General features: G+C 72.5%; 12 protein-coding genes. 6 read left to right on the forward strand and 6 right to left on the reverse strand.

Translation table 11 applies throughout. The annotated features are described in order from the left end of the window. Positions 1 to 5: 5 nt before the first annotated feature. The 6 genes from ABZX22_RS19945 to ABZX22_RS19970 all read right to left on the reverse strand — a co-directional run bounded on the left by ABZX22_RS19945 (position 6) and on the right by ABZX22_RS19970 (position 6,945). Positions 6 to 1,097, reverse strand: a complete 1,092-nt coding sequence (locus tag ABZX22_RS19945; RefSeq protein WP_354910940.1) for an FAD-binding oxidoreductase — start codon at positions 1,095 to 1,097, stop codon at positions 6 to 8. Next, the gene (locus tag ABZX22_RS19950) at positions 1,094 to 1,990 is read right to left on the reverse strand and encodes a hypothetical protein (protein WP_354910943.1); all 897 of its coding nucleotides are present in this window, start codon (positions 1,988 to 1,990) and stop codon (positions 1,094 to 1,096) included. The genes ABZX22_RS19945 and ABZX22_RS19950 overlap by 4 nt, the downstream gene beginning before the upstream one ends. A 404-nt stretch (positions 1,991 to 2,394) precedes the next feature. After that, positions 2,395 to 3,663: a M20/M25/M40 family metallo-hydrolase gene (locus ABZX22_RS19955; protein WP_354910945.1), complete on the reverse strand. Its 1,269-nt coding sequence runs from the start codon at positions 3,661 to 3,663 to the stop codon at positions 2,395 to 2,397. A gap of 132 nt (positions 3,664 to 3,795) precedes the next feature. Then, positions 3,796 to 4,869 (reverse strand): C39 family peptidase, encoded by a 1,074-nt coding sequence (locus ABZX22_RS19960; protein WP_354910947.1) that lies wholly within the window; start codon positions 4,867 to 4,869, stop codon positions 3,796 to 3,798. A 175-nt stretch (positions 4,870 to 5,044) separates the two neighbouring features. Next, entirely contained in the window at positions 5,045 to 6,190 is a 1,146-nt protein-coding gene (locus ABZX22_RS19965; protein WP_354910949.1) for a DUF5925 domain-containing protein, read from the reverse strand. Positions 6,191 to 6,261: 71 nt separating this feature from the next. Beyond that, positions 6,262 to 6,945, reverse strand: coding sequence for a GntR family transcriptional regulator (locus tag ABZX22_RS19970; RefSeq protein ID WP_354910951.1), 684 nt, complete (start codon positions 6,943 to 6,945; stop codon positions 6,262 to 6,264). 99 nt (positions 6,946 to 7,044) lie between these two features. Here ABZX22_RS19970 and ABZX22_RS19975 point away from each other — a divergent pair, with 99 nt between their 5' ends. From ABZX22_RS19975 to scpA, 6 genes are all read left to right on the forward strand, one after another. Next, entirely contained in the window at positions 7,045 to 8,895 is a 1,851-nt protein-coding gene (locus tag ABZX22_RS19975; RefSeq protein WP_354910954.1) for a TrkA C-terminal domain-containing protein, read from the forward strand. 147 nt (positions 8,896 to 9,042) lie between these two features. Further along, on the forward strand, positions 9,043 to 10,203 hold the full coding sequence (locus tag ABZX22_RS19980; RefSeq protein ID WP_354910957.1) for an AI-2E family transporter: 1,161 nt from the start codon (positions 9,043 to 9,045) through the stop codon (positions 10,201 to 10,203). A 71-nt stretch (positions 10,204 to 10,274) separates the two neighbouring features. Further along, on the forward strand, positions 10,275 to 11,213 hold the full coding sequence (gene mtnA, locus ABZX22_RS19985) for an S-methyl-5-thioribose-1-phosphate isomerase (RefSeq protein WP_354910960.1): 939 nt from the start codon (positions 10,275 to 10,277) through the stop codon (positions 11,211 to 11,213). An 85-nt stretch (positions 11,214 to 11,298) separates the two neighbouring features. Further along, on the forward strand, positions 11,299 to 12,069 hold the full coding sequence (locus tag ABZX22_RS19990; protein WP_354910962.1) for an N-acetylmuramoyl-L-alanine amidase: 771 nt from the start codon (positions 11,299 to 11,301) through the stop codon (positions 12,067 to 12,069). Positions 12,070 to 12,136: 67 nt separating this feature from the next. Continuing rightward, positions 12,137 to 13,792 (forward strand): methylmalonyl-CoA mutase family protein, encoded by a 1,656-nt coding sequence (locus ABZX22_RS19995; RefSeq protein WP_354910965.1) that lies wholly within the window; start codon positions 12,137 to 12,139, stop codon positions 13,790 to 13,792. Next, positions 13,789 to 15,915 (forward strand): methylmalonyl-CoA mutase, encoded by a 2,127-nt coding sequence (gene scpA, locus ABZX22_RS20000; protein WP_354910967.1) that lies wholly within the window; start codon positions 13,789 to 13,791, stop codon positions 15,913 to 15,915. The genes ABZX22_RS19995 and scpA overlap by 4 nt, the downstream gene beginning before the upstream one ends. Position 15,916: the final 1 nt, after the last annotated feature.

Consider the following 15,916-nt stretch of genomic DNA (forward strand, 5'->3'; position numbering starts at 1 on the left):
GCCGCTCACCCCACCCGCTCCGGCCGTGCGGACAGCGTGGTCGTGTCGAGCCCGGGGTCGCGTCCGAGGTAGAGGTCACGGACCAGTTCCCCGGCCGCGGGCGCGTTGCACAGCCCGTGGCCGGAGAAGCCCGTCGCGTACAGGAAGGCGGGAGGGCCGGGCAGGTGGCCGATGAAGGCGGTGCGGTCCGGGCTGGCGTCACGGACGCCGGTGACCGCGGTGTGCAGGCCCGCCCCCGCCAGGCACGGATAGACGGCGGCGAGCTGGGCGGCCACGCGCCGCCGCCAGGCGTCCCTGTCGGGCCCCGGGTAGCCCATGCCGATCAGCAGCCGGTCGCCGCGCAGCCGTACCAGCAGGCCGCTGGAGGCGTGCAGGGTGACCGGGATGTCGGGCATGGCGGGCAACGGGTCGGTGGTGAGCAGTTCCTGGATGATCGGTTCGGTGAGCGGCAGGTCCACGCCCGCCGTGCGGGCCAGGGCGGCCGACCACGCGCCCGCGGCGCACACGACCGCGTCGGCCATGATCGCGCCGTCGGCGGTCTCCACGCGGCCCTTGACCGCGTCGATCGCCGTGACGGGGCAGTCGGTGCGCAGCTGCGCGCCCGCCCGCCTGGCCGCCTCCGCGTAGCCGCCGACGATCGCGGCGGTGTCGGAGACGTACGCCTCGGCCGACCAGGCGGCCGCCGTCAGCGGCAGTTCGCCGCTGATGAGCGGGTTGCGCCGCCTGGCCTCGTCCGCGCCGATCAGCTCGACGTCCACCCCGGCCGCCCGCTGGGCGGGCAGGTCGGCCTCGAAGGCCGCCACCTGCTCGTCGCCGGTGAACAGCACCAGGTAGCCGACCCGGCGCAGCGGCAGGCCGATGCCCGGCCGCAGCGGGAAGTCGTGGTAGGCCGCCAGGCTCCGGACGGCCAGCGCCGAGCTCACCGGGTTGCCGGCGAAGTAGGCGCGGACCACGTCCGCGGTGGCCCGCGACGCGCCCGATCCGAGCGCGTCGCGTTCCAGCAGGACGGTGCCGACCCCGGCCTCGGCCAGGTGGAAGGCGATCGACAGGCCGATCACCCCGCCGCCGACGACCACGACCTGCGTGTCGGCGCTCATGTGAACGCGCCCTCCCGCCGCAGATGGTCGCCGAGCTGCCACGGGAACAGGTGCAGGTTCCAGCCGCCGAGGCAGTTGACGTAGAGCGTCATCTGCGCCACGAGAGCGGCGAAGTCGTCGCGGTCGTCGAGCTCGTCGATCCGCTCGAGGGCGCGCTTGGTGAAGTCCCAGACCTTGTCCAGGCCGCAGTATCCGAGGAACTCCGCGGGCGTCGGGATCAGCAGGTGCGCCATGTGGCGCAGCGAATCCAGCGGCATTCCCTCGGAGACGGCCCGCACCAGGCCGCCGTAGCTGGCGTAGCCCAGCGGGCGGGTCTCGCCGTTGACGAACAGCAGCGTCGTCAGGACCGTGTCGAAGCTGCCCGCCTTGGAGGCGATGCGGCCCTCGTGCAGGTCGACGAGTTCCTGCGGCGGCTCCAGCCAGATCCGCTCGGTCTCGGCGTGCAGGTCGCCGATGAGTGTGTCGGTCTCGGGGTCGCTCGCCGTGAGGCGGGGCAGGCTGTGGCCGCTGGGCTCGCCGGCGCGGCGTACCTCGGCGATGACCGGCTTCTTGGTCGTGTACACCGCCTCCCAGACCGCGTGGCCCGCCTCGACCAGCGAGTCGAGGTCCTCGTCGAGGATCCTGCCGATCGGGGTGGCGGGCATGGGTTCGGTCAGCTCGCCGTACTTGATGCCGAGGTGCTGAAGTCGTGAGGCGAAGATTGTGCCGTCCGGTTCGGTGCGCCGGTCCTCGACCTTGTAGGCGGCGGCCTGGTGCAGCAGGTCGTGGACCGGGGCGACGTGGTAGAGGTGCTGGCCGGCCACCAGGGCGTGGCCCTGCAGGCTGCGGTACGGCAGTGCGTCCCACAGGCTCTGTGCCAGGGCGGCGTTGCGCTCGTCCAGTTCGGCGGTCACCGTGATGCCTAGTCCGGGCCACCCGATTTCTACGCGTTTCGGATTAGTCACAATATGTGATGTTAGCAGCACGTTAAGTAGCGATGTAGGGCTAATGTCCGATTTGACGGTGGGCTGACCGAGCGTGGGCGCCGCCCATCCCGCCCCGTTGCGGGCGCCGCCGGCCGCCACGGTCCGCCCGCGGACGCCATGCGCGGCGGCGGCGCGGGGAGAGCGCTCCACCGGGATGCCCGGCCGGGCCAAGCCCACCTTGGCGATGTCATGACGCGCGCGGGGTTGCCGTCATTCTCCTCGGCACCCGCCGACCGGCGGCCGGAAGGCGCGGGCCGCGCCGCCGACGGGCCCGCGCGCCGTCGTCCCGGTGGCCCGCGCGCCGTCGTCCCGGTGGCCGGCGCGCCGGCCGCTCAGGCGCCCGTCAGCAGGCGGTTCAGGACGCGGGTGCCGAACTCCAGGCCCTCAACCGGCACGCGCTCGTCCTTGCCGTGGAACATGCCGAAGTAGTCGAGATCGGGCCTGAGCATCAGCGGGGCGAAGCCGTACCCCTTGATGCCGATCCTGGCGAACGACTTGGCGTCCGTGCCCCCGCTCATCACGTACGGCACCGGCCGCGCCGCCGGGTCCTCGGCCACCAGCGCGGTCGCCATCTCGTCGAAGAAGGCCGAAGGGTACGGCGCGGACGGCGCGTCCTCCAGGTTGACGAACTCCCGCGTGATCCTCGGCCCGAGCAGCTCGTCGATCGTGGCCAGGAACTCCTCCTGCAGCCCCGGCAGGTACCGGCCGTCGACGTGCGCCTCGGCCGTGGAGGGGACGACGTTGACCTTGTAGCCCGCGGTGAGCATCGTCGGGTTGGCCGAGTTGCGGATCTGGCCCTTGAACAGGCTGCCGAGCGGCCCCAGCCGGGCCGCCTCGGCGTCCAGGCGGTCGAGGTCGACGGGCCGGCCGGTGATCTCCGACAGGCTCCGCAGGAGCGCGGCGACCGACGGCGTCAGCCGTACCGGCCACTGGTAGGCGGCGATGCGCGACAGCGCGTGCACCAGGGTGGCGACCGGGTTGTCGACGGCGGGCCGCGAGCCGTGACCGGCGACGCCGTGGGCGGTCAGCTTCATCCACGACGTGCCGCGCTCGCCCACGGCGATCGGGTAGACCCGCGCGTCGCCCGCGGTCACGCTGAACCCGCCGGACTCGCTGATGGCCTCGGTGACGCCGTCGAACAGCTCCCGGTGCGCGGTGACGGCGTGGCGGGAGCCGTAGTCGCCGGTCGCCTCCTCGTCGGCCAGGAACGCCAGCACCAGGTCGCGCTTGGGCCGCACCCCGCCGGCCTGCATGCCGAGCACCGTGGCGAGCGTCATCGCGCACGAGCCCTTCATGTCGACCGCGCCCCTGCCGTACACGCAGTCGTCGACGATCTCGCCGGAGAAGGGGTGCAGCTCCCACTCGGCCGGGTCGGCGGGGACCACGTCGAGATGACCGTGGATGAGCAGCGCGTCGGGCGAGTCGCCGGCCACGCGCGCCACGACGGTGGTACGGCGCGGCGCCGACTCGAAGACGGTGGGTTCCAGGCCCGCGTCGGCCAGCAGTGTGGCGACGTACTCGGCGGCCGGGCGCTCGCCCGAGCCGGGATTGGTCGTGTCGAACCTGATCAGGTCGGAGCAGATCTCGGCAACGCTCTTCACATCATCCCCAGAAATGTCGGTCTCACAGAGGGCGACGACAGTGTCCTGTCTGTCCCGCCCGTCGCGCGGCTGCCACGCCGGCTGCCCGCCGCAGTCCACTCCAACCCCATCCGCCCCGCTGACCCGCGCCGATCACCAATTGCCGTCGGATGGGGGAAGGGGGAGCTCCGGCGGATGCAGGACGTAGACGATCCCCGCGCTGCCGGAGCCGCGCAGCCAGACGTTCTCGAAGGCCGCCCGCGGGTAGACGCGCCTGACCCCCTCGGCGGCCGGATCGTTGGCGATCACGTCACCGGTCGCGGTGAAGCCGACGACGACCATGATGTGCCCGGTCGTGGCGTAGCCCGCGCCCGGCAGCTCGTGCTCCTTGAACGACTGGGAGGTGATCACCGGGATGCCGGCGGCCACCAGACGCTCCAGCTCCGCCAGCGACCGCAGCCGCGTGACGAACCCGGCCAGGCCGTACCGTCCGGCGTAGGCGACGCCGAACGGCCAGTTGCCGCAGCCCTGGTAGCTGTGGTCGTACATGTCGCGGGCCGCGTGGTCGACGGCCGGGCACGGATCGGCGGGGTCGACCCAGGCGAGCTCGTCGGCGGAGGGGCCCCTGCCCCAGTAGCCGAGCACCATCGTCACCGACGCGGGACCGCACCAGGAGCCGCCGCCGCCGTCCCATTCCGGGTAGTGGCCCGCGTGCACCCGCTGCGAGAGCGCGGGCACGGCCAGCTCGATCCCGCTCGCCTCGCCCGGCGGCGTCACGCGCACCGGGCCCGGCGCGCCCGAGGCCATCACGCTGACCGAGCCGACGGCGGCGCCCGTGCCGTACAGGGTGACGCGCACCTGGCAGGCGACCAGCGGACGCCTGGCGACCAGCGTGTCGACGGCCACGTCGCCGTCCTCGTCGCCCTGCCCGGGAAGCGAGGTGCGGCGGATGTCGGCGGCGGTCTCGGCCCACCTGCCCATCACGTACCAGCGGGTGTGACGGCCCTCCGCGGTCCTGCCCCGCAGCTCGACCTCCAGCCAACTGCCCGCCGGCGTGCGCGCCGTCCACGACGGCACCAGCTGGGCCGCGGGAAAGCCGATCTCGGCCTCGGGGCTGGTCCACGCGGCGTAGTCCCAGACGGCCGCCTCGCCGCCGAACGGATCGTGATAGCCGCGGGAGCCGCGCTCGACCGGCACGCACGGGGGGAAGGCGACACGGGATATCACCTGGCCGATTCTGGAGGAAGGCCAGGTGAGGCGCATCGGAAGGTTTACGTACTCCCGGCGGGCCGGGCGCCGCCGTACGCGCGCGTGCTCGACCGTGCGGCACCGCCGGACCGGCGGGACGCCGCCGCGACCCCGGGCGCGGCACCGGCGCCCGGGACCGGGGGAGCGGTCGCGGTCAGAGGTAGAGGCCGGGCTCGGCGGTGGTGGCGGGGGCCGAGGCGCGTCCCGCACGGGCCGCGAACAGCTCCGCCAGCGTCGCGCCCGCGGCGCCCACCTGCAGCGCGAAGTCCTGCGCGCCGCCCTCCTGTTTCGCGAGGTCCTGGTCGCCGCCCTCGGCCAGCCACCGCAGCGACTCCTCGCGCGACAGCCGTCCCACCTCGATCTGCGCCAGGCACCGTCCCGGCCTGATCGTCGCGGGGTGCAGCCGCGCCAGATCCTCGTTCGTGGTGATCGCCACCAGCACGTCGCGACCCTGGCCGAGCAGGCCGTCGGTGAGGTTCAGCAGCCTGGACAGCCCCTGTCCCGTCGCCTCCTTCGCGCCCGCCCTGATCAGCTCGTCGCAGTCCTCCAGCACCAGCAGCCGCCACCGGTCGCCGCGCTCGTCGCAGTCGCCGACGGCCACCTCCATCAGGTACCCGGGGTCGTTGAACAGCCGCTCGGGATCGAGCACGCAGTCGACCTGGCACCACTCGCGCCACTCCTTGGCCAGCGTGCGCAGCAGCGACGTCTTGCCGGTGCCCGGCGGCCCGTGCAGCAGGAGCAGCCTGCCGTTCACGTCCTCCGGCCTGACCGCCATGACCCGCCCGACGGCCTCGCGCACGCTCGCCGCGTAGTTGCCGCTGATCTGCTCCCAGGACGGCGAGGTGATGGGCTTGTCCGAACGGCGGGCGCCGTGCTGGCCGAACCACCAGAAGCCCATCTCGACGTGGTCGGTCGGCGGTGGCGGCTCGACGGCGCCGTCGGTGGTCGTGGACAGCACCGACCGGGCCAGGTCCTCGCTGACGGCGGTGACGCTGACGGTGGCGCAGCGGTTGCGATACCGCACCACGCGCAGTGTCCAGCCGTCGCCGCAGAACAGGCGGGCCTCGGAGCCGTCCTCCTCGTGGGCGGTCCGCACCAGGCGGCCGCCGGGCGGGATGAGCGCGGCGTCGGCCCGCACCCGCTCCAGGTTGGCCAGCCGGGCCCACGGCTGGGCGCCGGTCGCGAACGGCGACAGGGCGAGCGCGTCGACGATGTCGGCGGCCGAGTCGGAGTCGTCGACCCAGATGTTCATCGGCAGCTCGGCGGCGGCGGGGAAACGGACCTCCTTCAGCACGGACATGCGATCAATGATCCGCACTCCGCACACCGGCGTCGACTGCTTTTATCCGTGTTCTGTCCGTGGCCGCCGCTTCACCGGGTCCGGCGCCGGGAGTGGGTGGCCTGGACGGGGTCGATGTCCTCCACCGCCCAGCCGCGCGCCACGGCCAGCGACTCCGCCCGCCCGCCGGCCACGTGGCGCAGCGCGCAGGCGGCCGCCTCTTCCTGGTCGCCCGCCGCGATCGCCGCGTAGAGCTCGGCGTGCTCCTGGCTCTGCCGTCCGGGGTCGCGGTCGGAGGTGAGGCGGAACAACCGGTGCAGGCGGGCGTCCAGCGGCCGCATCAGATCGGCCAGCAGCGCGTTGCCCGAGATGGCCACCACCTCGTGGTGGAAGTCGGCGTTGGCGGCCGCGATGGCCGCCCTGTCCTCACCGGCGATCGCCTCGCGGGCGCGGTCCATGCACGCGCGCAACCTGGCCAGGCCGTCGGCGTCGGCCCGCTCGGCGGCCAGCCGCGCGGCCAGCGCCTCCAGGCTCTCCCGCACGTCGAACAGGTCGCGCACGTCGTCAGGGGTGAACGGGCTGACCAGCGCGCCCCTTCCGGGCACCAGCACCACCAGGCCCTCGGCGGCCAGGCGGCGCAGCGCCTCGCGCAGCGGGATCCGCGACACCCGCAGCTCGGCCGCCAGGTCGCGCTCGATCAGCCGCTCGCCGGGGCGCAGCTCGACCTCGACGATGCGGCGTTTCAGCGTCTCGTAGGCCAGGTGCGCGGTGGTCACGGCACCAGCGTACGGGCGCTCACGCGGATGATTTTTCGTCGCATGAAAGCCGCTGTACCTTTTGCCGTTGGTCAAGGTTCATTCACGGGGAGGTAAACGGTGTCTGTGCGGGAGCGCGTGCGTTACTGGTTCGACAACACCATGTCCAAGGGGACCGCCTCGCTCATCGGCTGGCTCGCCGTGGTGTCCGTCGCGATCGTGCTGGTCGTGGCCGGATTAACCGTCTGGGTCACCGACGAACCCGAGGGAGCGAGCCCGGGTGAGGTGCTGTGGCTGGCGCTCATGCACGCCATGACACCCAGCAAGGTCGCCAGTGACAAGGGCAGCACCGCCTTCCTCGCCGTGATGTTCGCCGGGTCGCTGGCCGGCATCTTCATCGTCAGCATCCTGGTCGGCCTGCTCTCCAACGGGCTCAAGCAGAAGATCGACCGGCTGCGCAGGGGCCGCTCCATGGTCGCCGAGAGCGGTCACACCGTCGTCCTCGGCTGGTCCGACCAGATCTTCACCATCATCGGCGAGCTGGTCAAGGCGCACGCCAGCCAGCGCGGCTCGGTCATCGCCGTCATGGCCGACCACGACAAGCTCGACATGGAGGAGGAGATCAGGGAGCGTATCGGCGACACCGGCCGGACCAGGCTCGTCTGCCGCACGGGACGGCCCACCGAGCCGGGCGACCTGCGCCTGATGAACCTCGACAGGGCTCGCTCCATCGTCGTCCTGTCACCCGACGGCGAGGACTCCGACGCCCACGTCATCAAGATCCTCCTGGCGCTGGCCAAGCGCGCCGGCGACCACCCTCCCGTCGTCGCCTCGCTCACCTCCAGCCGCAACATGGCCGCCGCCCGCCTGGCCGGGGGCGACCAGGTCCACCTCGTCGACGCCGACGACACCGCCTCCCGGCTGATCGTGCAGTCCTCCCGGCAGTCGGGCATGTCCGTGGTCTGCATGGACCTGCTGAACTTCGACGGCGGCGAGATCTACCTGCGCGCCGACGCCGCTCTGGCCGGCCGGACGTACGGCGAGGCGCTGCACGCCTACGAGACGGCCACGGTCATCGGCCTGCGCCGCCCCTCCGGCGTCGTGCTCAACCCGCCCATGGACACCGTCATCGCCGCCGACGACCAGGTCGTCGTCATCGCCCACGACGACTCGCTCATCCGCGTGGCCACCGCTCCTGCCGCCTACTCCGAGAAGGACATGGCCGGCGCCCCGGCCGCGCCGCCGGAGGCCGAACGGACGCTGATCCTCAACTGGAACGCCCGCGCCGAGCACATCATCCGCTACCTGGACGGCTACGTCGCCCCCGGTTCGGTCCTCGACGTCGCGGCCGACCACCCGAAGGCGGGCACCGAGCTGACCGGCCTGCGCAACCTCACCGTGAACGTCAAGGAGTGCGACACCACCGACAGGTACGCCCTGGAGGCGCTCGGCGTCGGCCTCTACCAGCACGTGATCGTGCTGTCGGACGACAGGTTCAAGCCGCAGCACGCCGACACCCGCACGCTGATGACGCTGCTGCAGCTGCGCGACATGCAGGCGGCCACCGGCGAGCGGTACTCGATCGTCAGCGAGATGCACGACGAGAACAACCGCTCGCTGGCCGAGGTGACCGAGGCCGACGACATCGTCATCAGCGACACGGTCATCGGCCTGCTGCTGGCCCAGCTGGCCGAGAACCGGCACCTGGCCGACGTCTTCGGCTACCTGTTCGACTCGCGCGGGTCGGAGATCTACCCCAGGCCCGCCGCCTCGTACGTGACCCCGGGCGCGCAGGTGTCGTTCTCCACCGTCATCGAGTCGGCCAGGCGGCGGGGCGAGACGGCGATCGGCTACCGGCTCGCGTCCGGCATCAACCAGGCGCCGCACTACGGGGTGGTGCTCAACCCGGACAGGAGTCAGCCGCTGACGTTCGGCGCGGGCGACTCCGTGATCGTCCTGTCCGAGCGCTAGGCGGGGGGCCGCCGCGACGGCCCCACCTCCACTGATGTGCCTGATCCTTCCCTCTCTACCTGCGGCAACGTAGGATTGTGTGCCTGCCGGCCCCGTCCGCACCCGCCCCCACGGCGCAGTCGCCATGAGCGAACCGTAGGAGGGATCATGACGAGGCCGAGTGAGCCGCGAGGGATCAAGCCCCCGGTCGTCAAGGTCCTGCTCGCGCCCGCGAACGTGTGGCGGGTCGCTCTCGTGGTGGCGGCCGTGGTCGCCCTGATGTTCTTCCTGCGTTTCCTGCTGACCGACGCCGGATGGCTGCTCGTCCTGCTGGTCATGGCCTGGTTCACCTCTCTGGCGATGGAGCCGGCCGTGCGCCCGCTGTCCAGGCGGATGTCGCGTCGCAGGGCCACGCTGCTGGTCATGGTGACCTTCACCGTGGTGGCGGTCATCTTCCTCATCCTGTTCGGGAACCTGTTCGTGCAGCAGGTCGGGCAGTTGCTGCTGGCGCTGCCCGACGTCGCCGCCGCCGTCCTCAAGTGGATCAACGCCCGGCTCGGGACGCAGTACAAGCTGGCCGACCTCCTCAAGTCCCTGAACGTGACACCCCAGCAGGCCGCCGCGTACGCGCAGGACGTGGTCGGCGGCGTCCTGGGCCTGGTCGGGACGGTGGCGGGCATGGTCTTCAAGCTGTTCATGCTCGTGCTGCTGACCTATTACTTCTCGGCCGACGGCCCCCGCCTGCGCCAGTGGGTGGCGCAGCTGCTGCCCAGCCGGTACCAGCTGGTCTTCATCAGGGTGTGGGAGCTGTCGACGGAGAAGACCGGTGGCTACGTCTCGGCCAGGCTCATCCTGGCCACGATCAACGGCGGGACGTCGGCCCTGGTGTTCCTGGCGATCGGCATGCCGTCCTGGTTCGCCCTCGGGGTGTGGACGGGCGCGGTCGCCCAGTTCGTCCCCACGATCGGCACCTACATCTCCATCGCCCTGCCGACGGTCGTCGGGCTGGCCTCGCCCCGGCCCTGGGTCGGGGTGGCGGCGCTGGCCTGGGCCGTGGTGTACCAGCAGGTGGAGAACCTGACACTGGAGCCGAGGATCAGCGCGCGGTCGGTCGACATCCATCCGGGGGTCTCGTTCACGGGCGTCACCCTGGGCGCGGCGCTGTTCGGCGCGGTGGGCGCCCTGCTGGCCATTCCCGTCGCGGCGATGCTGGTCTCGCTCGTCGACACCTACGCCACCCGCTACGAGCTGGTGGCCGCCGACGACGGGACGACCCCGCCGGTCGCCGCACCGGCGGCGCCGCGGACGGTCGAGCCGCCTCCCCCATGAGAGACAGGCGCGCCGCCCGCCGATGCCGACGGGATGTATGACGGTTCGGCCTGATTGTGTACGGTGCGCCTGTGAGGACGATCGACTGGGTCGACGGGGCCATCGAGCTCATCGATCAGACGCTGCTGCCGGACGAGCTGGTCATGCTGCGCATCACCACCGTGGACGAGCTCGTCGACGCCATCCGCCGCCTGGCCGTCAGGGGCGCTCCGGCCCTCGGCGTGGCAGGGGCGCTCGGCGTCGCGCTGGCCGGCGGCGACAGGCAGGCCGTCGCGCGCCTCAGGGCGGCCCGGCCGACGGCCGTCAACCTGGCGTGGGGCGTCGACCAGGCCGCCGCGCGCCTCGACGACGGACCCGAGGCGGTCCTCGCCACGGCCCTGCGGATCAGGGACGACGACATCGCCGCCTGCGTGGCCATGGGCGAGCGCGGCGCCGACCTGCTCGAAGGCGACAAGCTGCGCGTCATGACCATCTGCAACACCGGAGGTCTGGCCACCGTCGAGCGCGGCACCGCGCTGGGCGTCGTCCAGACCCTCCACGAGAGGGGACGGCTGGCCGAGGTGCTCGCGCTGGAGACCAGGCCGCTGCTGCAGGGGGCCCGGCTCACCGCCTGGGAGCTGGAGCGGATGGGCGCGCCCTACCGTCTGGTCACCGACTCCGCCGGGCCGTACCTGCTGGCCAGGGGAGGGGTGGACGCGGTGCTGATCGGCGCCGACCGGATCGCCGCCAACGGCGACACCGCCAACAAGATCGGCTCCTACGCGCTCGCGCTGGGCGCCGAGCGCGCCGGGGTGCCGTTCGTCGTGGTCGCCCCCGAGAGCACCATCGACGCGGCCACCCCCTCGGGCGAGCACATCGAGATCGAGGACCGGGGCGACGAGGAGGTGGTGTGCGTGCGCGGCATGCGCATCGCCCCCGAGGGGACCCGCGCGCTGAACCCGGCCTTCGACGTCACGCCCCATGACCTGATCTCCGCGATCGTTACGGACCGGCGCGTCTTCCGGCCGTAGGGAGACCAATAATCGACATTCCTGGGATCTGTCCGTACACCTCGCGTTACGCTCGGTTGTCAGCGTCCTCACCCGGGAGATCGCCGTGGCCATCGATCTTGTCCTGCGTCGTGACTGGCGTGCCCGTTCCCCGCGTGGCAGCTACACCCAGCTCGAGTCCACCAGAGGGGTCAAGGTCCACTACACGGGTGGCAGGGTCGATCCCGGCATCGTGCGCGACCACGCCAAGTGCGTGGCCCTGGTGCAGTCCATCCAGAACTTCCACATGGACTCCAACGGCTGGATCGACATCGGCTACAGCTTCGTGGCCTGCCCGCACCGCAAGGTGTTCGAGGGGCGGGGGGCGCACCATCTGCCGGCGGCCAACGGGGCCGGGCTCAACTCGGGCCATTACGCGGTGCTCGGCCTGGTCGGCAACGCCGGCCTGGTCCAGCCGCCCGACGGTGTGCTGCACGCCATCCTCGACGCGATCCTGCACCTGCGCGAGGAGGGCGCGGCCGGGCGCGAGATCAAGGGGCACCGCGACGGGTTCAACACCGACTGCCCGGGCGACCCGCTCTACGGCTGGGTCAGGCGCGGCGCCCCCCGGCCTGGCGGGCAGGAGCCGCCGACGCCCCCGCAGGCCCCGCCCTTCCCCGGGCGGCTGCTGAAGTTCCCCCCGGTCATGCGCGGCGACGACGTGCGCACCTGGCAGCGCCAGATGAGCAGGCGCGGCTGGACCGTCGACGTCGACGGCGCCTACGGGGCCGGCTCCCGCGAGGTGTGCCGGCGCTTCCAGCGCGAGCAGGAGATCCCCGACGACGGCGTCGTCGGACCCGTCACGTGGAAGCTGGCCTGGGAGGCGGCGCGCGCCTGACCGCGGACGCTGCCCCCGGATGCCCCCGGATTATTGTTCTGGTACGGCTGCGCCTACCATCCAAGGCATGAGACTCGCCGCGGACTTCCCGTCCACGACCCGCGACGATTGGCGGACCCTCGCGCTCGGTGTGTTGCGCAAGTCCGGCGTGGAGCCGGAATCACCCGAAGCCGCGCTGGCCACCGACACCTATGACGGTGTGCGGGTCGCACCCCTCTACGACGCCGGCGACCTGCCCGAGCTGCGCGCCCCGCGGCCCACGCACCGGGGCTGGGACGTCCGGCAGCGGCATGCCGTGCCGGACAACGAGGCGGTGCTCGCCGACCTGGAGAACGGCGTCACCTCGCTGTGGCTGGCGGTCCCGGTGGAGGAACTGGCGCGCACGCTCGACGGCGTCTACCTCGACCTGGTGCCCGTGGTGCTGGAGGCGGGCGAGCGCACCGCCGAGGCGGCCGAGGTCCTGCTCGGGCTCGGCACGGGGGTGACCGGCAATCTCGGCGCGGGCCTCGGCCCCGACGCCGTCGCGCTGGCGCGGCGCTGCGCGGCGGAGCATCCGGGGCTGCGCGCCATCGTCGTCGACGGCCTGCCGTACCACGACGCGGGCGGGAGCGACGCGCAGGAGCTGGGCTGCTCGCTGGCGACCGGTGTGGCGCACCTGCGGGCGCTGACCGCGGCCGGGCTGACCGTCGAGGCGGCCCTCGGCCAGCTGGAGTTCCGTTACGCGGCCACCGCCGACCAGTTCGCCACGATCGCGAAGCTGCGCGCGGCCCGCCTGCTGTGGGCGCGGGTGGCCGAGGTGTGCGGCGGGCCTGGCACGCAGCTGCAGCACGCGGTGACGAGCTTCGCGATGATGACCGCGCGCGACCCGTACGTGAACATGCTGCGCACCACGCTGGCGTGCTTCGCCGCGGGCGTGGGCGGCGCCGACGCGGTGACGGTGCGGCCCTTCGACGCCGCCATGGGCGCGCCCGACGCCTTCGCCCGGCGGATCGCCAGGAACACCCAGGCGCTGCTGCTGGAGGAGTCGGGCGTGGGGCGCGTCGCCGACCCCGCGGGCGGCTCCTGGTACGTCGAACGGCGCACGGCCGAGCTGGCCGAGCGGGCCTGGGCGTGGTTCCAGGAGATCGAGGCGGCGGGCGGCGTCCAGGCCGCCGGTGACCTGGTGAGCGAGCGGATCGCGCGGACCAGGGCGCGCAGGGACGACGACATCGCGCACCGGCGCCACCCGATCACCGGCGTGAGCGAGTTCCCCGATCCGCGCGAGCGCCCGCTGCGGCCGCCCGCCCCCCAGGGGGAGGCGATGCGTTACGCGCGGCCGTACGAGGAGCTGCGCGAGCTGGCCGACGCCCAGCCCGAGCGGCCGAAGGTCTTCCTCGCCACGATCGGGCCGGTCGCCGTCCACACCGCCAGGGCCTCCTTCGCCGCCAACCTCTTCCACGCCGGCGGCCTGGAGACCGTCCTGTCGGGCCCGAGCACCGACCCGGAGGAGATCGCGCGGGCCTTCGCCGCCAGCGGCGCCGCCGTCGCGTGCCTGTGCTCCAGCGACCGGCTGTACGGCGAGCACGCCGCCCCGGTGGCCCTGGCGCTGCGCCGGGCGGGGGCGCGCACGGTATGGCTGGCGGGGAAGGGGGATCACGAGGGGGTGGACGCGCACCTGTACGCCGGATGCGACGCGCTGGACGTCCTCCGCACGACCTTCGACGACCTGGGAGTGGCGCGATGATCCCCGACTTCACCACCGTTCCGCTGGCGCCCGTGCGCCCCACCGGCGCGGCCGGCGGTGAGCCGTGGGAGACCCCGGAGGGCATCCCGGTCAAGCCGGTCTACACGGCCGCCGACCTCGACGGGCTCGACTTCCTGCGGACCTATCCGGGGGCGGTGCCGTACCTGCGCGGGCCGTACCCGACGATGTACGTCAACCAACCGTGGACCATCCGGCAGTACGCGGGCTTCTCCACCGCCGAGGAGTCGAACGCCTTCTACCGCCGCAACCTGGCCGCGGGGCAGAAGGGCCTGTCGGTGGCCTTCGACCTGGCCACGCACCGCGGCTACGACTCCGACCATCCGCGTGTGGCGGGCGACGTGGGCATGGCGGGCGTCGCCATCGACTCCATCTACGACATGCGGCAGCTGTTCGAGGGCATCCCGCTGGACCGGATGTCGGTGTCGATGACGATGAACGGCGCGGTGCTGCCGATCCTGGCGCTCTACATCGTGGCCGCCGAGGAGCAGGGTGTCGCCCACGAGCAGCTGACGGGGACCATCCAGAACGACATCCTCAAGGAGTTCATGGTCCGCAACACCTACATCTACCCGCCCGGGCCGTCGATGCGGATCATCTCCGACATCTTCGCCTACACCAGCCGGCACATGCCGAAGTTCAACTCCATCTCGATCTCCGGCTACCACATCCAGGAGGCGGGGGCCACCTGCGACCTGGAGCTGGCCTACACCCTGGCCGACGGTGTGGAGTACTTGCGGGCGGGTGTGGCGGCGGGGCTCGACATCGACGCCTTCGCCCCCCGGCTGTCGTTCTTCTGGTGCATCGGCATGAACTTCTTCATGGAGGTGGCCAAGCTCCGGGCGGCCCGCCTGCTGTGGTCCAGGCTGGTGTCGGAGGCGGGGGCGAAGAATCCCAAGTCGCTGTCGCTGCGGACCCACTCCCAGACCTCGGGCTGGTCCCTGACCGCCCAGGACGTCTTCAACAACGTGGTGCGCACCTGCGTGGAGGCCATGGCCGCCACCCAGGGCCACACCCAGTCGCTGCACACCAACGCCCTCGACGAGGCGCTCGCGCTGCCCACCGACTTCTCGGCCCGCATCGCCCGCAACACCCAGCTGCTGCTGCAGCAGGAGTCGGGCACGACCCGCGTCATCGACCCGTGGGGCGGCTCCTACTACGTCGAGCGCCTCACCCACGACCTGGCGGAGAAGGCGTGGCAGCACATCCAGGAGGTCGAGGCGGCCGGCGGCATGGCCCGCGCGATCGACGCCGGCCTGCCCAAGCTGCGCATCGAGGAGGCCGCGGCGCGCGCCCAGGCGCGCATCGACTCGGGCAGGCAGCCGGTCATCGGGGTCAACAAGTACCGCCCGCAGGCCGACGAGCCGATCGAGGTGCTCAGGGTCGACAACAGCGCGGTGCGGGCGCAGCAGCTCGACAAGCTGCGCCGCCTGCGCGCCGACAGGGACGCCGAGGCCGTACGGCAGGCGCTGGAAAATCTCACCAAGGGCGCCGCGGGCGGCGACAACCTCCTGGCGCTCGCGGTGGAGGCGGCCAGGGCCAAGGCCACGGTCGGCGAGATCTCCGACGCCCTGGAGAAGGTGTTCGGACGGCACGCGGGGCAGATCCGTACCATCTCCGGGGTGTATCGCGACGAGGCGGGTCCGGTGAAGGGCATCGAGCTGGTACGGCAGGCGTGCGCCGACTTCGCCGTCGCCGAGGGGCGGCGGCCGCGCATCCTGGTGGCCAAGATGGGGCAGGACGGGCATGACCGCGGCCAGAAGGTGATCGCCACCGCGTTCGCCGACCTCGGCTTCGACGTCGACGTCGGCCCGCTGTTCCAGACGCCCGAGGAGGTGGCGCGGCAGGCCGTGGAGGCCGACGTGCACGTCGTCGGCGTCTCCTCCCTGGCCGCGGGTCACCTCACGCTGGTGCCGGCGCTGCGCGCCGCGCTCGCCGACCTGGGCGCGGACGACGTCATGATCGTGGTGGGCGGCGTGATCCCGCCCGGCGACTTCGACCAGCTGCGCGCCGCGGGCGCCTCGGCGATCTTCCCGCCCGGCACGGTGATCGCCGACGCGGCGCTCGACCTGGTGCGCGAGCTGTCCTCGCGCCTGGGCCACTGAT

Origin of the sequence: Nonomuraea sp. NPDC003804 (genome assembly GCF_040610675.1) — a bacterium.
GTDB lineage: Bacteria > Actinomycetota > Actinomycetes > Streptosporangiales > Streptosporangiaceae > Nonomuraea.